This is a genomic window from Neobacillus sp. OS1-2, assembly GCF_030915505.1.
Taxonomy (GTDB): domain Bacteria; phylum Bacillota; class Bacilli; order Bacillales; family Cytobacillaceae; genus Neobacillus.
In genome coordinates this window covers 3,228,232-3,250,032 of record NZ_CP133265.1, presented here as the reverse complement: position 1 = coordinate 3,250,032, position 21,801 = coordinate 3,228,232, and the positions used below count along the sequence as shown (strand labels likewise).

General features: G+C 38.8%; 30 protein-coding genes. 7 read left to right on the top strand and 23 right to left on the bottom strand.

What is annotated here, in order from left to right:
- Positions 1-11: 11 nt before the first annotated feature.
- Positions 12-944, bottom strand: coding sequence for a ferrochelatase (hemH, locus tag RCG19_RS16175; protein ID WP_166241634.1), 933 nt, complete (start codon positions 942-944; stop codon positions 12-14).
- 140 nt (positions 945-1,084) lie between these two features.
- On the bottom strand, positions 1,085-2,131 hold the full coding sequence (gene hemE / locus RCG19_RS16170) for a uroporphyrinogen decarboxylase (RefSeq protein ID WP_308107975.1): 1,047 nt from the start codon (positions 2,129-2,131) through the stop codon (positions 1,085-1,087).
- Positions 2,132-2,370: 239 nt separating this feature from the next.
- Here hemE and RCG19_RS16165 point away from each other — a divergent pair, with 239 nt between their 5' ends.
- A complete protein-coding gene (locus tag RCG19_RS16165) occupies positions 2,371-2,856 on the top strand; it encodes an antibiotic biosynthesis monooxygenase family protein (RefSeq protein ID WP_308107974.1) in 486 nt (161 codons plus the stop codon).
- Positions 2,857-2,997: 141 nt separating this feature from the next.
- Positions 2,998-4,290 (top strand): hypothetical protein, encoded by a 1,293-nt coding sequence (locus tag RCG19_RS16160; protein WP_308107973.1) that lies wholly within the window; start codon positions 2,998-3,000, stop codon positions 4,288-4,290.
- A 33-nt stretch (positions 4,291-4,323) separates the two neighbouring features.
- Here RCG19_RS16160 and RCG19_RS16155 read toward each other — a convergent pair whose 3' ends face one another.
- Genes RCG19_RS16155 through RCG19_RS16145 form a run of 3 tightly spaced genes read right to left on the bottom strand, consistent with a single transcriptional unit; the run spans position 4,324 to position 5,143 of the window.
- Complete coding sequence (locus RCG19_RS16155; protein ID WP_308107972.1) at positions 4,324-4,587, bottom strand: hypothetical protein; 264 nt, start codon at positions 4,585-4,587, stop codon at positions 4,324-4,326.
- Positions 4,587-4,847 carry a hypothetical protein gene (locus RCG19_RS16150; RefSeq protein WP_308107971.1) on the bottom strand — a complete coding sequence of 87 codons (261 nt, stop codon included), beginning with the start codon at positions 4,845-4,847 and terminating at the stop codon, positions 4,587-4,589. The genes RCG19_RS16155 and RCG19_RS16150 overlap by 1 nt, the downstream gene beginning before the upstream one ends.
- A 59-nt stretch (positions 4,848-4,906) precedes the next feature.
- The gene (locus RCG19_RS16145; RefSeq protein WP_308107970.1) at positions 4,907-5,143 is read right to left on the bottom strand and encodes a hypothetical protein; all 237 of its coding nucleotides are present in this window, start codon (positions 5,141-5,143) and stop codon (positions 4,907-4,909) included.
- Positions 5,144-5,273: 130 nt separating this feature from the next.
- Here RCG19_RS16145 and RCG19_RS16140 point away from each other — a divergent pair, with 130 nt between their 5' ends.
- From RCG19_RS16140 to RCG19_RS16125, 4 genes are read left to right on the top strand one after another with little or no spacing between them, the layout of a single operon-like run.
- Positions 5,274-5,483 carry a helix-turn-helix transcriptional regulator gene (locus RCG19_RS16140; RefSeq protein ID WP_308111010.1) on the top strand — a complete coding sequence of 70 codons (210 nt, stop codon included), beginning with the start codon at positions 5,274-5,276 and terminating at the stop codon, positions 5,481-5,483.
- Entirely contained in the window at positions 5,455-5,613 is a 159-nt protein-coding gene (locus RCG19_RS16135; RefSeq protein WP_308107969.1) for a hypothetical protein, read from the top strand. Before RCG19_RS16140 ends, RCG19_RS16135 begins: the two co-directional genes overlap by 29 nt.
- On the top strand, positions 5,594-5,845 hold the full coding sequence (locus tag RCG19_RS16130; protein ID WP_308107968.1) for a hypothetical protein: 252 nt from the start codon (positions 5,594-5,596) through the stop codon (positions 5,843-5,845). The genes RCG19_RS16135 and RCG19_RS16130 overlap by 20 nt, the downstream gene beginning before the upstream one ends.
- A gap of 44 nt (positions 5,846-5,889) precedes the next feature.
- Positions 5,890-6,327, top strand: coding sequence for an SHOCT domain-containing protein (locus RCG19_RS16125; RefSeq protein WP_308107967.1), 438 nt, complete (start codon positions 5,890-5,892; stop codon positions 6,325-6,327).
- Positions 6,328-6,371: 44 nt separating this feature from the next.
- Here the strand turns inward: RCG19_RS16125 and RCG19_RS16120 are convergent, their stop codons facing one another.
- Genes RCG19_RS16120 through RCG19_RS16105 form a run of 4 tightly spaced genes read right to left on the bottom strand, consistent with a single transcriptional unit; the run spans position 6,372 to position 9,725 of the window.
- Positions 6,372-7,259: a GH25 family lysozyme gene (locus RCG19_RS16120; RefSeq protein WP_308107966.1), complete on the bottom strand. Its 888-nt coding sequence runs from the start codon at positions 7,257-7,259 to the stop codon at positions 6,372-6,374.
- Positions 7,259-7,666 carry a phage holin family protein gene (locus tag RCG19_RS16115; protein WP_308107965.1) on the bottom strand — a complete coding sequence of 136 codons (408 nt, stop codon included), beginning with the start codon at positions 7,664-7,666 and terminating at the stop codon, positions 7,259-7,261. Before RCG19_RS16115 ends, RCG19_RS16120 begins: the two co-directional genes overlap by 1 nt.
- A gap of 17 nt (positions 7,667-7,683) precedes the next feature.
- Positions 7,684-9,528 (bottom strand): phage tail spike protein, encoded by a 1,845-nt coding sequence (locus RCG19_RS16110; RefSeq protein ID WP_308107964.1) that lies wholly within the window; start codon positions 9,526-9,528, stop codon positions 7,684-7,686.
- A 32-nt stretch (positions 9,529-9,560) separates the two neighbouring features.
- Positions 9,561-9,725: a hypothetical protein gene (locus tag RCG19_RS16105; RefSeq protein ID WP_308107963.1), complete on the bottom strand. Its 165-nt coding sequence runs from the start codon at positions 9,723-9,725 to the stop codon at positions 9,561-9,563.
- A gap of 296 nt (positions 9,726-10,021) precedes the next feature.
- On the opposite strand from RCG19_RS16105, the gene RCG19_RS16100 reads away from it, so the two are divergent.
- Positions 10,022-10,483: a hypothetical protein gene (locus RCG19_RS16100; protein ID WP_308107962.1), complete on the top strand. Its 462-nt coding sequence runs from the start codon at positions 10,022-10,024 to the stop codon at positions 10,481-10,483.
- Positions 10,484-10,533: 50 nt separating this feature from the next.
- Here the strand turns inward: RCG19_RS16100 and RCG19_RS16095 are convergent, their stop codons facing one another.
- The 14 genes from RCG19_RS16095 to RCG19_RS16030 form a co-directional block, all read right to left on the bottom strand.
- The gene (locus RCG19_RS16095; protein WP_308107961.1) at positions 10,534-11,607 is read right to left on the bottom strand and encodes an acyltransferase family protein; all 1,074 of its coding nucleotides are present in this window, start codon (positions 11,605-11,607) and stop codon (positions 10,534-10,536) included.
- A gap of 66 nt (positions 11,608-11,673) precedes the next feature.
- On the bottom strand, positions 11,674-13,272 hold the full coding sequence (locus tag RCG19_RS16090; RefSeq protein ID WP_308107960.1) for a hypothetical protein: 1,599 nt from the start codon (positions 13,270-13,272) through the stop codon (positions 11,674-11,676).
- Positions 13,273-13,284: 12 nt separating this feature from the next.
- Positions 13,285-14,076, bottom strand: a complete 792-nt coding sequence (locus tag RCG19_RS16085) for a phage tail domain-containing protein (RefSeq protein ID WP_308107959.1) — start codon at positions 14,074-14,076, stop codon at positions 13,285-13,287.
- Positions 14,073-16,250: a phage tail tape measure protein gene (locus tag RCG19_RS16080; protein WP_308107958.1), complete on the bottom strand. Its 2,178-nt coding sequence runs from the start codon at positions 16,248-16,250 to the stop codon at positions 14,073-14,075. Before RCG19_RS16080 ends, RCG19_RS16085 begins: the two co-directional genes overlap by 4 nt.
- Before the next feature lie 166 nt (positions 16,251-16,416).
- Complete coding sequence (locus tag RCG19_RS16075; RefSeq protein ID WP_308107957.1) at positions 16,417-16,806, bottom strand: hypothetical protein; 390 nt, start codon at positions 16,804-16,806, stop codon at positions 16,417-16,419.
- Between the two features lie 3 nt (positions 16,807-16,809).
- Positions 16,810-17,379 carry a major tail protein gene (locus tag RCG19_RS16070; RefSeq protein WP_308107956.1) on the bottom strand — a complete coding sequence of 190 codons (570 nt, stop codon included), beginning with the start codon at positions 17,377-17,379 and terminating at the stop codon, positions 16,810-16,812.
- Entirely contained in the window at positions 17,380-17,709 is a 330-nt protein-coding gene (locus RCG19_RS16065; RefSeq protein ID WP_308107955.1) for a hypothetical protein, read from the bottom strand.
- On the bottom strand, positions 17,706-18,065 hold the full coding sequence (locus RCG19_RS16060) for an HK97 gp10 family phage protein (RefSeq protein WP_308107954.1): 360 nt from the start codon (positions 18,063-18,065) through the stop codon (positions 17,706-17,708). Before RCG19_RS16060 ends, RCG19_RS16065 begins: the two co-directional genes overlap by 4 nt.
- Positions 18,058-18,357, bottom strand: a complete 300-nt coding sequence (locus tag RCG19_RS16055; protein ID WP_308107953.1) for a phage head closure protein — start codon at positions 18,355-18,357, stop codon at positions 18,058-18,060. Before RCG19_RS16055 ends, RCG19_RS16060 begins: the two co-directional genes overlap by 8 nt.
- Positions 18,350-18,637, bottom strand: coding sequence for a head-tail connector protein (locus RCG19_RS16050; RefSeq protein WP_308107952.1), 288 nt, complete (start codon positions 18,635-18,637; stop codon positions 18,350-18,352). Before RCG19_RS16050 ends, RCG19_RS16055 begins: the two co-directional genes overlap by 8 nt.
- Before the next feature lie 2 nt (positions 18,638-18,639).
- Positions 18,640-18,813, bottom strand: a complete 174-nt coding sequence (locus RCG19_RS16045; RefSeq protein ID WP_308107951.1) for a hypothetical protein — start codon at positions 18,811-18,813, stop codon at positions 18,640-18,642.
- 14 nt (positions 18,814-18,827) lie between these two features.
- The gene (locus RCG19_RS16040; protein WP_308107950.1) at positions 18,828-20,006 is read right to left on the bottom strand and encodes a phage major capsid protein; all 1,179 of its coding nucleotides are present in this window, start codon (positions 20,004-20,006) and stop codon (positions 18,828-18,830) included.
- A gap of 13 nt (positions 20,007-20,019) precedes the next feature.
- Entirely contained in the window at positions 20,020-20,607 is a 588-nt protein-coding gene (locus tag RCG19_RS16035; RefSeq protein ID WP_308107949.1) for an HK97 family phage prohead protease, read from the bottom strand.
- Entirely contained in the window at positions 20,561-21,790 is a 1,230-nt protein-coding gene (locus RCG19_RS16030) for a phage portal protein (protein WP_308107948.1), read from the bottom strand. Before RCG19_RS16030 ends, RCG19_RS16035 begins: the two co-directional genes overlap by 47 nt.
- Between the last annotated feature and the right edge of the window lie 11 nt (positions 21,791-21,801).

Below are 21,801 nucleotides of genomic sequence, written 5' to 3'. Positions count from 1 at the left end.
CTGCCTGCGTTTTATTCATTTACTCTTTTAAGAATAACGCTTGATAAGCAGTCAATAAATTCGTCCTTTGCATTAGGCATTTCCGGACGATAGTAGTTAACCCCTAATTCATTCGTAACCGTTTTGCATTCAACATCGTTATCGTATAACACTTCAAGGTGGTCGCAAACAAACCCGACAGGTGCATATACGAATGCCTGATAATGATGATGTTTATAGAGATCCCTTGTCAAATCCTGAACATCCGGACCAATCCAGGGCTCTGGTGTATTTCCGGCACTTTGCCAGCCAATTTCAACATTCTTTACACCTGCTTGTTCAGCAATTAAATTAGCTGTTTCCTGCAGCTGGCTTGGATAGGGGTCGCCATACTGGAGGATCTTTTCCGGCAGGCTGTGTGCAGAAACGATTAGTACGGCCTGGTCTTTTTCCTCTTGGGGCATTTGTCCAAACACTTGTTGTACTTGATTAGCCCAATAGGAGATAAATTTCGGTTCCTGATACCAGCTATCAATCGTTTTGATAGTAAGGTTGCCTAATTTCTCAGCTTCCTCTACTGCTCTTCCATTATAGGATTTTACACTGAAGGTGGAAAAATGCGGGGCCAAAACAAGACTTACAGCCTCTTCAATACCATCTTCGTGCATCTTTTTCACAGCATCTTCAATAAACGGCGCAATATGTTTTAACCCCAAGTACATTTTAAATTCTATTTCGTCTTGAATTTGATTTAAATACTGTTCAAGCTTTTCCGCTTGGTTAAGGGTAATTTTCGCTAATGGAGAGATCCCGCCGATTGCTTGATAACGATTACGAAGATCTTCTAACATTTCAGGACTTGGTTTCCTGCCATGGCGGATATGCGTATAATAGCCTTCTAAATCCTCTAATGAATAGGGGGTACCGTATGCCATTACTAACAGTCCCATTTTCTTTTTTGTCATATGCTGCACCTCTTATTAAGTCTCTTTCGTTATTTATAAAAGAATAGGGGGGATTAATGAATACCCCCTTCCAAACAACTCATTCTATTGTGCCAAAAAAGTGGGTTGCTTACCAATATTAACACTCATAGGTTGAAAACCTAGCGACTCATTTTGGATGCTGAATACTCATGAATAAAGGACGCTAATCTTTTCAAAGTTTCCGGTTTAACAGATGGGAAAACACCGTGACCTAAATTAAAGATATAGCCATTTTGTGCCATTCCTTGATCTAAAATTGCTTTAGCCTTTTCCTCAATGACCTCCCATGGTGCAAGCAGGACAGCTGGATCGAGGTTGCCTTGAACGGTTTTATTTACCCCCATTTCTCTTGCTTGGCTAATTGGCAGGCGCCAGTCCAAGCCAACAACATCCAGTGGCAGGTCATTCCATTCTAAAGCAAGATGGCTCGCACCCACACCAAACATTATTAAGGGAACATTTTCTTCCTTTAATGAAGCGAAAATACGATTCATGATAGGCTTGATGAAATAACGGTAATCCTCGACATTTAATGCTCCAACCCATGAATCGAAAATTTGGATTGCCTTGGCTCCTGCGTTTATTTGCGATTTCACGTATGTAATAATCATATCGCCCAGTTTTTCCATCAATGCAAACCATGCCTTAGGTTCCGAATACATGAAGGATTTTGTCTTATTGTAGTTTTTCGATGGACCGCCTTCAATCATATAGCTGGCAAGCGTAAATGGTGCTCCGGAAAACCCGATTAACGGAACATTTAATTGCTCAGTCGTTAGTAATTTGATTGTATCCAATACGTATGGTACATCTTCCTCCGGGTGTATTTCACCCAGTTTTTCAACATCTGCTAAAGAACGGATTGGATTGTCTATAACCGGTCCAATTCCACCCTTTATTTCTACCTCCATACCAATTGCCGGAAGCGGTGTCATGATATCTTTATATAATATCGCGGCATCGACATTGTACTGCTCAACTGGCAGGCGGGTAACATAGGCACATAGCTCAGGCTGGTGCGTAATTTCGAATAAGGAGTACTTCTCTTTAATTTCTCTGTATTCCGGTTGGGAACGCCCTGCTTGGCGCATATACCAGACAGGTACATGATCCGTTTTCTCACCTCTTGCTGCTTTTAAAAATATTTCATTAATTGATCTGGTCATGAATAAAGTCCACCTTTCAAAGACATGTCTGTTCTCCATTTTAATATATAAAGGATAAATTTAAAAATTTTCTTATACATAGACTGTCTCCACTATAGCGATTAATCCTATTTGTGCATAGTAAATGATACTAACTGTCAAAAAAATGTCGTTTTTTCGATCATAATTTGTTTAATTTAACATGAAGCATGGAAAATAGTATGGTATAGAGGATGAAACATACAAGGGGGATTGAATAGATGAACATCTATATAACCGCTGGTACATTGGACTTTTTAACGAAATTAGCAAACAAATATCCTGATGATCTGATTGTGACCATGGTCAATGAAAATGGTGCCCTATTATTACATGAAACAGCAGGGAAAAGTAAATTTAGCATGCCCCGAAAGTATGAGGTATTAGAATCGGTTGGAGTTATTCAAAAAGAAAGTTTTGCGATTATGAATCATATTCCGGTTACAGATGAAGGCCGGCCCATTTTTGAACACCAATGTAAAATTCAAATTCAAAAAACGGCAATCGTGCGAGGATTGAGGGCATTAAGATTGCTTCGACCTATTTCATCTACTACTTATGTCATCCTGTCGGTGTGGGAAAATGAAGCGTCATATCAAAGCTGGCAAAATTCCGATTCATTTATGAAGGCAGGAACAGGTCTAGATGCACAGCAAAAAATTTTCGCTAGTGCTCCATATATTAGTAAATATTCAATAATCGAATAAATGTAGGAATTACAAGGATGGAGTTATATTTCTCCATTCTTTTTTATTTGCCCCCCTCACCTCTAGGTTCAATTTTCATATTCTGTATTACATCCAGCAGGGCGATTTCCCCTGATGGGTATTATGAGAGGAGGGAATTTAATGCTTATCGAGCTAACGGCTCTTCATTGGATATATGTGACCTTTATTGTTCTTATTATCGGATTTATGGTAATGAAAAGGGACACATCAATAATTTGTATTGTAGGGATTTTCTTAATTGCGCTTACAGCCTCTGGTAGTTTAAGTCATTCGATTAGTAGTATTTTCAATAGCTTTAGTTATGCCATCACGGAATTATTGTCGACGATACTCGTAATCTCCATTATTGTTGCCATGAGCCACACTCTAACCAGCACCGGTATCAACGATGTCATGATTTCACCCTTTAGGAAATTGATACGCAACCCGACACTTGCTTATTGGACGATTGGGATCTTAATGATGGTCATTTCCTGGTTTTTCTGGCCATCCCCTGCTGTTGCCCTCTTAGGTGCTGTTCTTCTACCGGTTGCCATTAGAGCTGGCTTGCCAGCATTGGGCGTTGCCATGGCGATGAACTTGTTCGGGCACGGAATTGCTCTATCGGGGGACTTCGTTATACAAGCGGCACCTAAACTAACCGCAGATGCAGCCGGATTACCCATTCAAGATGTTATAAATGCCAGCATTCCATTAGTGTTTATCATGGGACTGGTGACAACCGTAACAGCTTTCTACTTTCTAAGGCGGGATATGAAACGGGGAAATTTGAAGGTCTCTTCTACCGTTTTACCTAATTCTCCCGATGAGAAAGCTGACGAACAAGGGTTATTATCACTTGCCCAAAAACGTTTTTTTGCCATCTTAGTTCCACTATTATTTGCTGCTGACGTAGCCGCCATGTCGATCCTCGATTTAACCGGTGGAGATGCGACTGCCCTAGTCGGCGGAACCTCCATTCTTATTCTTCTATTAATCACCTTAACTAGCCATAAAAATAAAGGACTTGAAAAAACTACCCATTATTTAATCGAAGGGTTCCAATTTGGCTTTAAAGTTTTTGGTCCCGTCATACCGATTGCCGCGTTTTTCTACTTGGGTGATAGCGGCTTTACTAAAATTATTGGCGACTTTTTACCGAAAGCTTCTCATGGAATTGTCAATGATTTGGGTATAGCGTTAGCAGGCATTGTCCCATTAAGTAAAACAGTTGGAGCTATTACATTAACAACTGTTGGGGCTATTACTGGTTTGGATGGTTCTGGATTTTCCGGAATTTCCCTAGCAGGTTCTGTTGCTGGTCTATTTGCAGTTGCTATCGGTAAAGGTGCCGCTACACTGACTGCACTAGGGCAAATTGCTGCCATCTGGGTCGGAGGCGGAACTCTTATACCGACAAAAGACATGAAATAATAATTGAAGATATTTGGGGTTAATAAGGGGAAGTTACGAAGCTCTTAAATCAACATGCCTTTTACATTTTACACATTGATATAGATTTGGTTGCACTTCTTTATGCCTTTTTAACTTTCTACATGATTGACAAGATAATGTTACATGGCGGCCCGAAAAATCACTCACGACTAGATTGGAATCCTCTTGGCCAAGATCTTCATCTTCCACATCGGTTCCATCATCCATACCAGCACAATAAAATGCATACGAGAAAATAACTGTCATACCGCCCAAAATAAAATCAGTCCAGTTCACTATATATCCTCCCTTCCACAAAGGACATATTCATTATTGATGATGACAACCTTATAAGCTGCCTGGGTACAATATTCCTTCTGGAGGTCATTCACCAGCTGCACGTTGGACAGGCCTTTTTCGATTAATATACCTGCAAGTGTGGTCGGTTTCATATTACATGCTGTGGCCAGTCTATTTAACTTGCTGCTCACTTTGTTTGTTAGTGATGTGTTCACGCGATGAATCTTCTTTCCACCTAAGCCCTTACCCTCTATCACTTTTAAGCATCCCCTTTCCAATCGTCATGACAATTGACAGTGTCAACCGTGTTACAGTGTTACACTCCCACTGCGGAGGGAGGATGGGTATTACCGGCTACAACGATTTTTATACCCCCACCTTTATTCTTTTGAATAATTCGGAGCCCTTCTTTTCTTCGTTGCATGTCTGCAAAAATCAGATCCTTAACGTACGGTGCAAAACTTATATGTTCATCTTCTAGGTACGTCAGGATTTCATTATCCCTCATATTTTTCTCATTAAATGATACTGATTTAGGCCTTTTTCCACTCAATCATAATCACTCCCTTTGCTTGTTTGATATATGATATTACCGTCACTACCACTTTATGAATATTTATCCCAAATATTTGTGAAAGGATTTTATTGTTTGCTTGGAGAAACTACTTACAGAGGTGTTTGTCATGCTTAGGAGCCGAATAGGAGAATTATTACGTGTTTGTAAATACAGAAGAGAGTACATAATTAAAGAATTAGGAGTTAGTCAAAATACCCTATCTAATTGGTCTGTGGGTAATACCTATCCTACAATGGACAAAGCTTTTATACTGGCTGACTTACTGGAAGTAAAGGTAGATGATCTATATGAACGAAAAGTGGAAGAAACTAATTGAGAATTTCGAGGAAAACGGATATACACCACGCGATATTCAAATGATCGTGCATTTTTATGACTTAATGAAAGAGCAGCATAAGATTATGAAAGAGTATTATGAGGAAGATGATGATGACCGTAATAATTGAAATACACTATACTGCCGATAGTAGAGGTTTTCGAAGGGGAGCCTTCCAGTTTCGTGGTCAAAAGATAGAATATGTGGCTTTGCAGTTTTGGAAGCACATTAATAAGGAATTGTCTTATCGGGCTGAGTTAGAAAAAGTGATTGTGGAAGGGGATCAGGACATCACGCAGCTGGTTAAGAATTTAGAGCAGCAGGAATTATATGATTCAATGAATGATAATTTACCTTTTTGAATATAAAATGAATTCAAAGACCTATTAATATTGGAGGAATAATAATGAATTACACTTTTAAAAAACCTAATACTACTGTGGAATTTACAGATGATGGTGTAATTTTTAAAAGAGGGAATAATGACTTGATGATACATAAAGCATTACGTGGGGAAACAAAAGTATTATATAGCCAAATTCAAGAAATCAAATTCAAAGAAGCTTCGTTAACTTCAGCCGGTTATCTACAATTATCCACCCCTAGAAGTTCAATGGTAGGTTTATTAAGAACAGTAGATCAACCGCAAAATGCTGTTAAGTTTAAGAGAGATATGAATGAAGAAGCATTAAAATTAAAATCGGAAATAGAAGAAAGAATTAACAATCTAAGTTCTACTGGTTCTGAACTTGGCTCCCTTAAGGAACTTAAATCTTTATTAGATGAGGGAATTATTACTCAAGAGGAATTTGATTTGAAAAAAAGGCAAATTTTAAACATATAAAGTAAAAAAAGCCCCCATCTCACACGAGACGGGGCTTTTTACATCTAAAACATCACTGACCAAGTAGCAGGACCGACAATACCGTCAGCTGCTAAACCATGTCTTGATTGGTAGGCTTTAACCGCCGCTTTAGTTTTAGGGCCATAAATGCCATCTGGGTTAACTTTTACAGCACGTTGGATTCTTTCTACATCTTTTCCTTTAGTACCTACTTTAATCAAATGCCCGGGAAAAGGCACGATGGACTGAGATTGCACTGTCTGTGGTGCTGGCTTAACTGGTGCCGCAGATACCACCGGAGCAGACTTTGAAACTGGTTGATTATCTGCGCCAAAATCATGATAAGAATAGTTCATATCAACCCTTCCACTAATCCCATTCACAGTGCCGTCACTTGTATACTGCCACATTCCAAACGGATTACCATATGAGCATGATGGGCCCCATTGTGCTACCCATTTGTCAAAACGATCTAATGAGTTATCATTTAGCTGATTATTTAACCAACTCAAACTAGCGTAAAGAGAAACATAATATCCCGCACCTTCCACAATGGATAGAAAAGTATTACAAATTGCTACTAATTCGGCATTACACGGCATACCGTTTTTAGCTTTATATCCATCAGCATCTTCCATGTCAAAAGCAATCGGATACGTTGGATTTTTCCCTTTTAATAGTCTAAGAGCATGTGCAGCTTCGCTCTTTGCTTGATCTACATTAAGTGCATAACTATATAAATAAGCCCCCCATTGGATGCCCACTCGTTCACACTCTCTAACATTTCTTTCAAATTGAGCATCGTCTTGAGATGCCATATCACTGCCAATACCTAACCTAAGCATTGCAAATTGGATCCCAACAGCCTTAACTTTGTCCCAATCAATAACTCCTTGATGCTTGGATACGTCAATGCCTTTTAATTGTGCCATTATTTACCCTCTCCTTTTTCTTTTAATAGAGTAATAAAGTTTTTAAGCGGACCCAGAGGTACCCCTAATTTCCCTGCATTTTCTGTTAAACTAATAAACTCAATAACTATATAGGCTACGGTCACACCGTCTCCGAGATGTTGAGTACCAAGGATCCCCTTTTCCAATAAATAAATTAAGCCCACAATGATTAGAATGTGGACTTTTTTGACAAAACCTATCCGTCCTTTAGCACTGCTCACCCCACCATTAACCGCACCTGCAGATACTCCCGATACAAAATCCGCTGCCATCATGATCACCAGAGTGGGAAAAGCCCATCCCATTGCACCGACAATAAATGACCAAATTGTCCCGATTGCTCCAAAAAAGCTTTTAATAAAAATTATTATCTTGTTTCCATCCATCTCTCTTCCTCCTCAAATTAAAAAGAGCCGCCGCCGCGACTTTGAATAAATACCTGACTATAAATCTGTGCGTTTATCCTGGCTAAATCATTCGGTGTAATGGTAATTGTGTGCCATCCACGATTAACCTTTCCTTCGCCATCCTTTGATAAACAGGGAATTAAATCGATATTATCACCGCTAGTACCGGTGAAAGGAACGGTATTACCATCCACTTTTATTAATACTGCAGAAGCTGATTTATCCAGCTTATAAATACCAAACTGTATGTCGTGTGTGTGGTCTGGCAGTGTAATATTATGCGTGTGTGCAGGGACATTAACTGAGTGTGAATGATTAGGAACATCAAAATTATGAGTATGTGCTGGAATGGTCACTTTATGATCATGCGTCCAATTATCTCCGCTTAATCTAACTTCATGTAAATGGTACCCCCAATTTTCTGTACCTACAGAGTTTTCCGGAACTCCAGTCATTGCGGAAATTTCCAAAAATGTCTTCGCTTCAGATGTTGTCACTGCTCCACCACCGGAGGCTGTCGATTTACTTACACCGCCACCAGAGCTAGATGTTTGAGTGGAACCACCTCCACTAGATGTGGAAGAAACTACAGCTCCTCCACCTTCGATTGCTCTCTCATAAGCCCTAAATTTATCAGTCTTAAAGGATAGCAATAATTTATTGATTTTTACGAGCTCGTCCGGCAAATAAAAAGTAATCTCTGCAGGGTTGTCTGGATCCGCATTGTCGTTATAATCATGACTATCAATATTTGTTGCACCCTGGCTATAAAGTTCATTGATTTGCTGCCTACGTTCAATATCGGATTGAGTAGTAGACAAGTCATCCGTTTTATTAGCTATCTCCAATTGAACGCCACCAGGATTACCAGTCATATCGGATTTACTTTCTTTTATTATCCGAGCTTCAAAAATTCCTAAGTCATCGTCAATCATGCGGGCAATCCTGCCCATTTTTAATTTGTCGATATCTTCACCTGTAATAGATGAAATATCTGCAGCTGATGCTCGATAAGTCACTTTCGGTATTTTCCACTGGTTTAGTAGAGCCTCAGCGTTTGCCTTTAATGTAGGAGCATCTTCAAAGCGTTTATCGGCCCAAATATAGGACCGTAAACCGTATTTAGCGATAGATTCAGCATCTTCCACATATGGGATGCCATTGTTAACCGACTTAATATTTAATTGGTTATCACCTTCACCATATCCCAGAGCATAAATCCGATTGAAAACGACACTTGGATCAATATCTCTCTCAATGGATATTTGGTTTTTGCCATACCGGATTTCACAGGTTACTTCTGATTCTGGCTCCACTAAATTAAGAGTCCACGGATAGGATTGTGTGTCGTGTATCCACTGGAAAGGTACATCGAAAGGCTTAGGTATCGAGAACATTGGACTGAGTAATCCATTTTCATTTTCCCACTTATACGAGAAGTACCTTGTAAAGGCAATTGTTCCCCGTTTCCACCGTTTGAGGGATTGCTGATCTAATAGATATTGGATATTATCGGCTGTCGTTAAATTATCGTTCTGATGGTACAAAAAAAGCACGTCATCTAGCAGAGTGGCCAGAACGTGCTCACATTGATATTTAACTTCGTTTGTACTTTCCGATTTCACTGTACTTTCGGGGATAATCCGAAATAATCCAATGTATTCATCTTGATCAGTCACTTCTACAAAAAATAAGGGCTGGCATTCGGTATTTTTAGGGTCATTCAATGGCAGAGTAAAGGTTGCTTTCCACAATTCATTAAATGTTTTTTCATACCCAATGGAATAGGCGTTTTCTAAAACCGACACGGGTTGAAGCTGCTGATTTAGAATTTTTATCATTTTATCACCTTATTTCGCAAAAATAAAAAGCCCTATTCATTTAGAGCTTCAAGAAATTTTTGCTTGTATTTTTCTTTGTTCATTCTTAGCTCTTCAAAATCCCCAATTTCTCCTCGATCATGAATAACTGTACATTCAGAGTCTTCCCAGGCGTCTAGCAATTCGTAAAAAACTTCCATAATTTTTTCTTTATCCATTTGCCTCACTCCTATATTATTTATTATATAAGGAGGTGAGACAAATAAATACTCAAGATTATCAATTTATGTTAGAAAACGCAAAGGAACATTTGGAGGAATTCCCTAAACTTTATAATGAATGCCTAAAAGTTGATTTTGTACCAAAGCGCCTTACGAACAAAATACGGTATTTTCTTACTGATATTGAATCAGCACTTGATTACATATCTTTTGCTATTTTTAATAAATACTGTTAAAAACACATTACTGACCCTACTAAAATCGAATCTGCACAAAAAAGAATCAATTTCCCTTTGTTTGATAACAAATCTTATTTTGACAAGCAATTAGATAAAAAGTTTCCTCAATTGAGATCAGAGCGACCTGATATCATAGAAATTTTTGAAAGTCGACAACCATTTATCACGGGAAATGATTATTGGTTACCTCTATTTAATAAGCTTGTTAACAACAATAAACATCGTAATTTGGAAAAGCAAACCCGAAAATTATCCACCCATATCGCGTATGGAAAAATAGGTGGAGCAACTTTTATTAATTGTACCTTTGAGGGTTTTGGCGCGCCTATAAAGTATGGGAATACAACCATTGACTTCATTAATCCCACACCATATGATAATAATTTTCTTCAAAACACAACGGTTGATTTTGTTTTTAAGGAATCGGGTTTATCTGTACTTCCTACTTTATTAAAAATCTACGACGGAACACAGTCTATCATTGCGGAATTGGACACTGCTATTAAGGGGGATTAATCCCTCTTTTTTTATTTTCACTACGACGGCTTATGTTCCAATTGTGAATTTTATGCTGACTTTACATTTCTTGTGCTAGTTTGATTTTTTGAATACAAAGCTTTATTAAGAAATTTTAACAGCGGTTTTTCAATTAATGAGTGGAAAGTACAACCGGCAATGATTGTACTGATTATCATTATTGTCGCTGCAAGAAACGGTCCGATGATGGAATATACATTTACAGCCAAAAATAGTTTATTTACCACCGAAAGCATCGGATAATGAATCAAGTAAATTGAGTACGAGGCGTCTCCCAGGTAAACAAATAGTTTTGATGGATTTGTTTGCCGCTCAATTTCATAGGACACTGCCCCATAAATGATGAAAGCAAATGGCAGACCATATTCAATAACTCGATGTAATTCTACAAAACTGTAGCTTTTATTGATCCAAGCAACAACCGCGCCGCATAACCCCAGCACAATAAAAACCAATCCATTTTTCGTGTAATTCTTCAACACGAGGTGAGCAATTAACACACCGCTTAGAAATTCCAGATTGAACGGATTGAATACAAAATTTATCCAGGAACTATCTACATATCCTATTATGCTTTGAATTATAAAATGAACGAATGTTCCACCCATCCACAGCAACACGATCGGCAAAACCAATTTCCTTTTTAACGCAATCAACAATCCAAACATGCAGTAAAAAAGAATTTCGTAGCTTAATGACCATGCAACATTCAAAGGTAAATTTTCCTCAGGCTGTGGTATCAATACAAACGACTTAACTAGATTGAGTGGATTCAATACGCTGTCAGACCCGAAGGTAGGAATTATAAAGTAAACAGGGACAAGACAAATCAAAACCACCCAATAAATCGGGTAAACCCTGATAATCCTTTTTTTAAAAAACGATTTTACTTTTTCTGGTGCCCCAATATCCTTATTGTGGACATAGTAAATGACGAATCCACTCAAAACAAAGAACATATCCACTCCGGCATCACCGAATTTGAAAATGCCATATGCATAATCGTAGTTTAGATAAGACTGCAACAATCCTGAGGTATGGAATAACAAGACGTACACTGCTGCAATACCTCTAATAAGCTGTAAGTTGTTTAATTTTTTCATAATTTAGCCCCTTAATATTTCATCTACTAAATATTAGCATTTTTGATAGGGGCTGTTAATCTTTTTTTAAAATAACTTCAGTAAACTCATAGTGACCACTGTATTTGCAGCTGTAGCAGTTTTGTTAGTGATATGAACTCTCACAGCATTTGTAATGACTTCATGGCCTTCTACACGAAAATTAGCAGAATTAGTAAGAGAGAAGCTTATAGGGTCGCCAGCTAATGCAGGTGGATCTGCTACCAAATCAATAGTCTTAGTTTCATTTGCTGCAAATGACAAAGTTGCTGATTTAATATTTTGTTTAGACATTGGTCCCCACGTTATATAGTCCCCTGCAGAAGCTGTAGCAGTTTTTGGTTGTGTTAGTTGAAGATAATGACCTGGACGCCCTGTTATATTAGTAATTGCTCTATCTGCTATACCGGTTATCCATCCACCTTCATTAGCGTATGTGTTATATAAAATCCCGTTACAGATATTGCTAATGCTGGTAACTCCATTAGTGCCTCCTGTAAAAATTTTGCCCATTTTAACTGCAGGGACATTATTCGTGATTTGGTCTGGAGTCATCGAAAATGTGTTTTTCATGATGAGAACGCCATATTGAAAGTGTTGATCTAAGCTTTGCAGGTCGATATGACCTCCGTGGTTTTTCTCGAAATAACCACTAATCTCCAAACCATAACAGCTGCCTAACTGCACCGCGATTCCTGAAAGACCTTCAATAACACCAGTGATTTTGAGATTATTGTTTTGAACCTTTGCCAACCCTACTGTATTTCTAATGCCATTTTGCCTAGCTTCAATCAAACAATCAATCTCAGTGTCCCAAGATTCCTTGAATTCAAATGCCCAATCGTTCCCACCAGTCACATGGTCTTTTATGAATTTCATAGTTTGGCAGTATTGATTAGCTGCTGAAGCTACTGTATCCACATTTAAGTATTTGCAATTCATAGAGGTTACGCGGATGATTTTATCACAATCCCATACCTTCGTCCCCACACCGGCGACACTGTAATACTTTAGCCCGTTTACGTTTATATCACCAACATTTTGATAAGGTGCGGTAAATATAAAACCACCATCGTCTTTGCGGATACCGCCGCCAACACCTTGAAGGAAAAGAACCCGTCTATCTAAATCCCATGAACCATTTGCTTTGTTAATACTTAAAGCTCCTGCACCAGTGATATTGTAAATCTTTGCAAATTTGATGGATACATCATTAGCAATAGCGTAATCCAAAGCTGCTTGAACCTTTTGAAAATCCGTTCCCGTAAATTTTTCTGGGCTAATTGCATTGTCTTCTTTTATTTTTGTAATTTCGGTCGTATTTTGTGCCAAAGACGCACTAAGCTCGTTGTAATCATCATCTATTCTTTGCTTTAAATTCCCCTTGTTAATGCCCTTTGCATCGACAGCTGCTTGGGCAGACATGGCATCCGAATCAGTTGCACGGTTAACAACCGCATTTAGTTGGGTTTGTGTATCATCTGATTTTTCATTTGCTTGGTTCGCTGTATTAACTGCAGCCGTTGAATTTGTCTCAGCTGTAGCCGATTTATTTAATGCTTCATTGCTATTATTGATAGCACTATTTAATTTAGGGTAAGCCTGTCTAAGGCTGTCGGTACCTAAAATCTTAGGAGCATCTGCCATCTCACATCCTCCTTATTTGTATTGGTATGTTAAGCTCTCGCTGATAGTTAGATCTAAATTGCTGCCCTCCACAGTGATTTTATTTACACCTGGAAATAATTCAAGAAACACTCCATTTGTGGATGTTAAATTAGTGACACCATCCACTTTCACTGTGTAATTTTCTGTAACTTCGTATGTTTTATTTATAAACGATTGAAACGTCATCGTTTTTCCATTCGCTTTAAAAACTACATCGTTACCGCTGCCCTCCATCCGAAATGAAAACGGAATTACAATCCAACCGTTATTAATAATTTCAAATGATTGTGGACCCGTTATTTTTCTATTACTAAATCCGGTATCCCACAATAAATCACTCATGATCGGTATGTCTGAATCCATTACAATTTTGTCAGATGGAACTATGAACCTCTTATTAGGTTTATAGGCAATCAGTGGTAAATCAAAAAACGCAAACCCGAATATTCTTCGCGGGGTAAATCCATTCGAAAGCTTCACAAAATAATATTTATCGGGTTCATATTCAAATGATAGTTTCATTTCCCTCGGCTTTCCATAATGATCAAACAAAAAAGCAACGAATTCATTTAACCTTCGCTGCTTCTCATACATGTCATATTCGATAAAACCAAGTGGAAAGTTAAAAGGTTTAGGACCCGATTCGGACCCAAAATCCCATTCTCCGTCCATCCCAGGAATGGCCATCGTCCTGCTTCGTAAGTCTGATACCGCAGGGTGATCATGCTCTTTTTGTATTTGTAATCCCCAATGACTGATTGGAATGCCATCAAGTAGTATCACAGCATGACCACTCCTTTCCCGCGGGCATTTGATTTGGTGAGATTATAAAGTTCTCTAGCAATCTTTTGGATATCGGCTTCTTCGCGGACGATCATTTGTTGAATAACAATTCCTTGCCCTCCGTCCATCCTATCCCCTATCATCCCAGCAATTTTACCCAAAACGGAATCAGATAATGGTATAGCTGCCTCTGGAACGTTTGCATCCCCCATACCTACTAATCTAGGGCTATTGGCTGGGAATACGCCTCCGTTTTTATACCAGTCTACTGTTACCTTCGGAATACTCGGAGGAGCTAAACTAAATTTACCGCTTAATCCGAAATGAGGAAGTTTAATATGCGGTAATTTTAGCGATAATCCACTGAAAAAACCTTTTATTTTTTCAATCTGATCACCCACAAATGAAACAGCTTCCTTAATTGCGCTCTTAATTCCTTCTTTTATATCTTGAAACTTTTCTTTTACTGATTGTCCAAGTTCGCCAGCCTTAGTTTTAATAGTATCCCAGTTTTTATAAAGAAGGACACATATTGCAATGAGTGCAGCTATTGCTGCAATTATTCCAAGGATAATAAGCGTCAAAGGAAGCATTCCAATGTTCAACGCAATCGATGCAACCGATAACATACCCATTACTCCCGCTAAAGCCATACCTACCCCAACTAATATACCTATAACAGTTACTATTGCTGTTATAGTGGCCGTAAGAGTAGGATTCTCCGCCGCCCATTCAGCGACCTTTGCAACCATATTTGCTATATCCGTGAGCAAAGGAGTGAGGGATGTTTGCATATTCGATAAAGCTGTTTGTAATTGAACCGCTGGATCCGAGTCCAATGCTTTAACCGATTCATTTAATAAATCCTGATTGGCTTTTAAATCCCCTGTATTTTTTTCTGCATTCAATATGGTATCTGTTATTTTCGTGCCATTTTCTTCCCATAGTGTCCCGAAAATCTGAACACCAAGGGCATTTCTCGTGGTTTCGTCTTTAATATTTAATAAGGCAGACGCAACCTCTTGCATAGCCTTTTTACCGCCTTCACCACCACTTGCAACAGCTTTACCCCACTCCATAAACTGTGAAGCAGATAGATCAGTACCTTCAATTATGTCAGATATTGCCTCCGGTACTAAAAATCCAAACTCAGCCACTTTAATTCGACCTTCTTTTAAACCATCTAAAAGTACGTCAATGTTCCAAGTACCTGTTTCGACCCCTGCAGCAAAAATTCCTTGGATTTCTTGAGCATTATAGCCAGCCCTTGAAAGTTGTGAACCATATTCAGTTATGATATCTAATTGGTCGGATGGGAATCCCATTTTCAAAAGTGCGTTAGTCATTCCGAGTGCTTCTTCTTGAGACATTCCCAAGTTAGCAGCCATTTCATTTGACTCTTGAATTAGTTCATTAAAATCAATATCACCATAGGCAGCAGAAATTGCCCCGGCACTTTTAATAATGGCAGCATTTTGTTTATCCGTTTCATTAATATTTAAAGCCCATTGCCGCCTAACTCCTTCAAGCGCTCCTTCAGCTTCAACACCATAAACTTCCACACTCGAAAGTGCATTTTTAATAGCTTGTGTTGATTCTTCGGGAACCTGAAAAGAAATATCAATTTTGGTATCTAGGGAAGAAGTATCTAAGGCTTTTTCAATGACTTCTTTAATCCCCAAGCCAGCCGCTAAACCACCCGCAAGACCTGCTAACTCACCGCCTAATTCCTTAACGGAACCTTGAGCCTCCTCGGTATCGTTACCGAGTTGCTGCATATCTTGCTGCACTTCAGTAATAGAGGTATTATCTCCGACCTGTGAAAGCCTTCTTCTTAATCCGTTCAATTGCCCTTCTGTTGCGACAATTTCACGCTGGAATGCTCTATATTGGTCTGCCCCGATATCGCCTCTCTGAAACTGCTCTTCTACTTGGCTTTGAGCCGCTTTCAGTTGATCTAATTTTTCAGAGGTATTAGCGACTTGCTCAGCTAATATTTGTTGCTGCTGGGCTATTAACTCGGTATTACCGGGGTCAAATTTAAGCAGCCGTTCCACACTTTTTAATTCTGACTGTAGATCTTTACTTTTCTTGTTAACATCCCTAAGGGCATTTTGTAACCCGACCGTATCGCCGCCAATTTCAACCGTAATCCCTTTAATATTACTTGCCATAATCTCACCTCACTTTAAAACGCGTCGAAATCTGATTGAGATGCATTGCGGATCTTTTCATTTTCAGGCTTATTCATTTCTATGAATTCCTCAATGAAATCTAAACACATGCCAATTGTCATTTGCTCCAAGTCGAAATTAGTTAGTCCACATCGATTACAAAGCACTAAGAATGTTTCTGTTGATATTTCCTGTTGTTCGCCGGATGATTCGACTTTTTTTTTGACTGAAGGGAAGCTCCTATTAGATCCTGTATCTGTGGAACAATATCCATCAATGGGAAAACATCAAAACTGTCAAGCCACTCTAAAGGCTCTGGTAGAGTTGAATCCGCTGTTTTTGCCATCACCCATGTAATATTATAAAGGACATCAAAATCTACTAATTCAATGTCTTTTGCTGTTAAATCTTCACCTGCATTAAGCTTTTTAAGAGAATTTAATCTTAATATATCAACGAAAAAGTCTTTATGAAATTGCGCTTTGTAACGTAAAGGAGTTGCACCGGTACTCTTAAAGCGTACCGGCCTATTATCAATTACTATTGTTTTTTCCATCTATTAAACACCTGCTTTTTCATACACAGCCGTATACCAAGCATCATAGACCGACGCAACTGTATCAGCTGTTGTCGAAATCTTTACAACCCCATCTGATGGACGCGGGCCGGCAACAAGTGATAGTTCGGTTGTTCCTGGCTCTGATGATGTTGTTTTTGTGTTACTGGAAATACCGGGACGAGAAACCGAACAACTGTATAAGGCATGCCGGATTCCTTTAACGTCTCCGTCAAATTCAAAAAGGAATGCGATTTTCTTTGATTTTGCGGTGTTAACTTCTTTTAATACCTTATCCGTTTCATCCAGAATTTCCCCTAGTACATCCTTACGGAAAGCTTCTGGGACATTTGCAACCGTTAATTTTGTGTCATACCCTTGGTTAGTCGAAGATGTGTAATACAAAATATCATCTGCGTAAAAGTCGGTGGTTTCGCCTTTTGGTTCCAAGGTTAATGCAGTGGCGCCTGGATACCTAACAGGTACACCATAAGTATAAGTACCGTCTACGTCTTCAGTAATAACAGCATAGTGTGCATTTTTTAGGCCAAAGACTACTTTGTTTTCTGGCATTTATAACAACCTCACTTCGTATATTTTTTGAAATAATTGTTCTGATTCTATGAATGTTTCAGATGTTTCATATGGAATTTCATTAACATCAAGAATAGCTTCAAGTTTTGCTTCAGCTGCTAAGTCTTTTTTTGTCGTGTATAGTTCAATATCCACATCAATGATTTTTTTATAGATCTTGTTATCTGCAAATAAGTTTGTGGATGCAGTCTCTAGATAACAAATATAAGGCGGGCTCGGTACCGGCTTATCAGTAGTCAGCGTAAAATGCGAATAAGCCACAGGATAACCTGCGGCATCAAGTATTTTTTTAAATTCAGCAAGTGTCATTGTCTAATCGCCTGCTCTACTTTTTCTAAATAATTTTCAATTGCTTGTTGTTCAACTGGCCGAATATGAACTTTAGCTGCAACCCTGCCGCCGCCTCTTTTAACGTGACCCTTTTCCAACAGGTGAGTCAGCTGGTAGCTAGTCTTATTGTGGACGATAAGTTTATTACCGACTTTTTTTACACGCCAACCTTTATTGTATTTGCCTGTTTTCTTAGTGTTCGAACTTGCTTTTAGGGTTGATACGAGTTCATCAGCAACTTCTTCCTTCGCTACCTCAACCTCTTCATCCACAAGATGAGAGTATCGATTAAGTTCTCTAGCGATTTCAGCCGCTATAGCATTAATACTAGACACCAGCTTTCACCTCGCAAAAAAGTTCGATTTTTTCATCCTTGGTTTCATATGTGCGATAAATGGAGTATATTTTATCACGATATTTCACCTTAGTTTCTTCCTGGTAATCCATTGTGTGGACTATCAAAACGCAGGATGCTTTAATGCCACTTTGACCAGCTGCAAAAAACTCTGATTGAGGTACACTTTTTTTCTCACAGAATACCTGTCTACTAAAATCCTCAATTTCTTCGACTTGTCCAAGATTGTCCTCCACAGTTGTGATGATGGGGAAAAATAAAATATCATTCAACTGGAACACCTTCTTTATAATCACCAGCTAATGATAGATGGTTTTTTAATAAATCATAAGACAATCGAAATCTTTCAGCCTTTTGAACATCCTCTTCATATTCAGCTTTGCAATATGTTTTAATTGCCCGTTTAATCAAGTGATCCGCATCATCATTCGCTTTTATTGAAGAAATACCCGACAGTTGAAGATCCTGTCGGGCCGCTTCGATTGAATCAGTTATATCTCCGTCCAAAGCATTATGAGAAATACGCAATGCTAATTTAACATCATTTAGCATGGTTATTCACCATCTTTTTGTTTTTTCTTGCTTTCCTTTTTAGGTTCACTGTGTAAAAAACCTTTACTTTGTAAAAAGGCAACACGTTCCGAATCAGATGATTCATACGTGTTGCCCGCGTTATAACCTATTTGAGTTTCTTTATCGATAAATGATTTTATAACTACCAGCTTCATTTAAAATACCCTCCTTAAGCTGCAGCAGCTTTCTTAAGGACCACTAGCGAGTTAACATCTACTGCCTTACCATCCACAATCATGATTGCTTTTGTTACTAGATCATCAGTTTCATTATCTTCATACTTTTTAACACCCATCTGATAGTTAGTGTTTAGGATGTAATCAGAGAAGTTGAACAAGAATGCGAAAGCTTCTCCTGTATCAGCAGTTGAAAAGCTGTCAATATAGTTGCAAAGGACAACAGAACGACCCAATAGAGAACGCTCTGGCTTGCCGCTAATTCCATAATTAGTGCGTGCAATTGGTTGGCCGTCAGCATCAGTCATAGCCGTAAAGCCCATGAATGTTTTCTTAGTCATTACCCATACTGCGTTTGATTCATACTCAAGTGGCAATGCTGCTTCTGCATCAGTAAGTGTTTTGTATTCAATTTTGGCGACATCCAAAGCTTGTCCAGCAGCAGGATTTTCAGTAAGAATACCTTTTGGCTGACCAACACCTGTTCCGCTGATGATTGCTTGCTCAATAGCCTTAGTCATTGCTTCTACAACATTATTGATTAAGGTTGATTCAAAGACTGGTAGTGCCATAGTATCAACTTCAAGGGATACGGCTACAGCACAGCGAAGTTTATGATAGCTAAATGTGATAGACCCTGCAGTTTTCTTTTGTTTGTCACTTCCAGCACCTTCAGCAACCCATGAAGCAACTGGTTTGACTGCAGAAGTTGGAACGCTTACTCCTCCTTTAATTGCTGTGCGAGTGACGAGCGGAAGAATCATTCCGACCGCTTCAAGTTTTTCCACAATTTTATTTAAAACAGTTTGTGGAATCACTGAACCAATATCGCCTGTCTTAGTTGTTGCGTTTGCACGTAGTTCAGCCGGAATAGCTTCACCGCGAAGAACGTAGTTCATGAATGCCTGACGATATTCCGTTGAATCGGTGCCTAGTTCACGTTGTTCCTGTGGATTGGCATTAAAGGTTTCGATTGTACGCGTTTCTGTTGAAGTACCATTATTAATTGCGCGTGCCTCATCCAAAAGACGTTGACGAGTTTCAATTTGTGTACGTTCTGCAGTTAAATCACGAAGCTCCTGGTCTAGTGCTGCTAAATCTACTTGCTGATCACTTTCTAATAGGGTACGAATCTCAGTCATGCGAGTTTGGATTTCTTGTAATCGATTCATTTGAACATCTCCTCTAAAGATAAGTTTTTAAAATAAGTTTTTTTCGTAAATCTCGTTGATTTCTTTCTTCCACATACACCTTATATGGGTCATGTGAACGAGCTGACACCTGCGAATCCGGATAGGCCGGAAAGGCAACAGGACTAATTTCTACTAATTTAGCTTTGGTTACACTTCGAACGATGTTGTCTGGGTCCGACTCATCCCATTCTTCCTTGGCCATTTGAAATCCAAATGAAACGCCGTCAACATCACCTCGTTTGATTGTTTCAAACGCATCATTTCCAAGTGTGGTATTAGGTAAGTCCAGTTCAAATCGGAGGCCGATATCATCCTCAAACAATCGAAGTGTTCCGTTTTTTGTTCTGCCTAACACCTGTGATATATCATGACTCCATAAAGCTAATTGGTCATCTGCTGTTAGTGAATCGGTAAAGGCTCCCCTTTTAAACTGCTCTTTGAATCTCCGCCAATATCCCATCGTATAAGATTTCATTTCCCACTTTACTGCATATCCGGAAATGGTACGGCTACCATTTTCGCTTTCTCTAATTTCAACTTTCCCCGGTACCAGGTTCCGTTTTTCCGTTTTTATCGTCATTTTTTTTCTCACCTCCTCCAGTATCGTTTCCATCTTTCACTAATGCTGTATCTAAACGGCGAATAGGCTTATCTCCGCCCTCGATTGGACCAAGAGAGAGAATAGAACGCCATTCATTAGGTGTCATGGCCCCTCTGTCTACCATCTGAACTAAATTCATCTTTGTTGACATGGAAGCATACTGCAAAGCTGAGGATTCAAAAATAATCTTGTTCCCAAACCCTCTTTCACGACGTGAAAAAAGCTTCCTGGTAAATTCCCCAGCAAGCTGCATCGCTAACGGCTCGATTTCTGATTCATAATATGCGTTCCACTCATCCTCACTGTACTTACTTTGAATAATTTTATCGTTTGTATTAAAGAAGTTGTAAATTCTTTGAATGGTTTCTTGCATTTGCTTTGAATCAGGAAGAAAAGATTCTTGTTTTACCTGTTCAAGGTCGTAACGTGGATCCGAAGAAGCAGCTCCACCATTCACATTATCAATATTTAAGTAATTTTTAACAAAGTTTTGAACCTGCGAATCTATATCCTCTTGTTTTAGAACGGATTTAAACTTTAAAATCCATTTAATAATGGCGCTATTTTTAATGGCCTTCACAATTCCTTGGTCAGTAGTTGTTACAACCTCCATCAATTGCGCTAACGCTTGGCCCGGATGGTCCCCAAAAAAGTCATCATCGTTGAAATCTTTCCGCAAGTGGATGACATCCACATAAGGTACTGTCATAGTTTTTCCAGTTCGGAAATAAAACTTTAGAAAAATATCGCCATGCGAATTTTCAACCACATCGATTGATACACAAGGAATAGGATAAATTTCAGTTGCATAGCCTAACTCATCGCGCTTAATATAAGCGAATGCATTATTATTAAGCTCTAATTGTGTAGCTAATTTTTCCTGCATGACTTGTCCTGTCATTAAAGGGTTCGGTTCTTCTAGGATAAACCGTAAATATGGGTCAGGATTTATTTTAAATTCTGCAGCATTATCCCGAACATGTTTAGAGACTAATTTTCCGACAGCTTTTGCTTTTGGACGAATACAAGAACGGACGATATCACTTTGATATAGATTACCATTCCAAGAATAGAAACCTCCGCCACTGTCGTTTACCATTTCGTAACGTGTAACAATAGTTTCTTTCGGCCTTTTACCAAACATTTTTTCAAACAATCCCAAATTATCACCCC

Excerpts from the sequence above, each read along its gene's own strand:
- hemH (WP_166241634.1), bottom strand. The coding sequence starts at position 944 with ATGACAAAAAAGAAAATGGGACTGTTAGTAATGGCATACGGTACCCCC.
- hemE (WP_308107975.1), bottom strand. The coding sequence starts at position 2,131 with ATGACCAGATCAATTAATGAAATATTTTTAAAAGCAGCAAGAGGTGAG.
- RCG19_RS16165 (WP_308107974.1), top strand. The coding sequence starts at position 2,371 with ATGAACATCTATATAACCGCTGGTACATTGGACTTTTTAACGAAATTA.
- RCG19_RS16160 (WP_308107973.1), top strand. The coding sequence starts at position 2,998 with ATGCTTATCGAGCTAACGGCTCTTCATTGGATATATGTGACCTTTATT.
- RCG19_RS16140 (WP_308111010.1), top strand. The coding sequence starts at position 5,274 with ATGCTTAGGAGCCGAATAGGAGAATTATTACGTGTTTGTAAATACAGA.
- RCG19_RS16135 (WP_308107969.1), top strand. The coding sequence starts at position 5,455 with ATGAACGAAAAGTGGAAGAAACTAATTGAGAATTTCGAGGAAAACGGA.
- RCG19_RS16130 (WP_308107968.1), top strand. The coding sequence starts at position 5,594 with ATGATGACCGTAATAATTGAAATACACTATACTGCCGATAGTAGAGGT.
- RCG19_RS16125 (WP_308107967.1), top strand. The coding sequence starts at position 5,890 with ATGAATTACACTTTTAAAAAACCTAATACTACTGTGGAATTTACAGAT.
- RCG19_RS16120 (WP_308107966.1), bottom strand. The coding sequence starts at position 7,259 with ATGGCACAATTAAAAGGCATTGACGTATCCAAGCATCAAGGAGTTATT.
- RCG19_RS16115 (WP_308107965.1), bottom strand. The coding sequence starts at position 7,666 with ATGGATGGAAACAAGATAATAATTTTTATTAAAAGCTTTTTTGGAGCA.
- RCG19_RS16110 (WP_308107964.1), bottom strand. The coding sequence starts at position 9,528 with ATGATAAAAATTCTAAATCAGCAGCTTCAACCCGTGTCGGTTTTAGAA.
- RCG19_RS16105 (WP_308107963.1), bottom strand. The coding sequence starts at position 9,725 with ATGGATAAAGAAAAAATTATGGAAGTTTTTTACGAATTGCTAGACGCC.
- RCG19_RS16095 (WP_308107961.1), bottom strand. The coding sequence starts at position 11,607 with ATGAAAAAATTAAACAACTTACAGCTTATTAGAGGTATTGCAGCAGTG.
- RCG19_RS16090 (WP_308107960.1), bottom strand. The coding sequence starts at position 13,272 with ATGGCAGATGCTCCTAAGATTTTAGGTACCGACAGCCTTAGACAGGCT.
- RCG19_RS16080 (WP_308107958.1), bottom strand. The coding sequence starts at position 16,250 with ATGGCAAGTAATATTAAAGGGATTACGGTTGAAATTGGCGGCGATACG.
- RCG19_RS16075 (WP_308107957.1), bottom strand. The coding sequence starts at position 16,806 with ATGGAAAAAACAATAGTAATTGATAATAGGCCGGTACGCTTTAAGAGT.
- RCG19_RS16070 (WP_308107956.1), bottom strand. The coding sequence starts at position 17,379 with ATGCCAGAAAACAAAGTAGTCTTTGGCCTAAAAAATGCACACTATGCT.
- RCG19_RS16065 (WP_308107955.1), bottom strand. The coding sequence starts at position 17,709 with ATGACACTTGCTGAATTTAAAAAAATACTTGATGCCGCAGGTTATCCT.
- RCG19_RS16050 (WP_308107952.1), bottom strand. The coding sequence starts at position 18,637 with ATGCTAAATGATGTTAAATTAGCATTGCGTATTTCTCATAATGCTTTG.
- RCG19_RS16045 (WP_308107951.1), bottom strand. The coding sequence starts at position 18,813 with ATGAAGCTGGTAGTTATAAAATCATTTATCGATAAAGAAACTCAAATA.
- RCG19_RS16040 (WP_308107950.1), bottom strand. The coding sequence starts at position 20,006 with ATGAATCGATTACAAGAAATCCAAACTCGCATGACTGAGATTCGTACC.
- RCG19_RS16035 (WP_308107949.1), bottom strand. The coding sequence starts at position 20,607 with ATGACGATAAAAACGGAAAAACGGAACCTGGTACCGGGGAAAGTTGAA.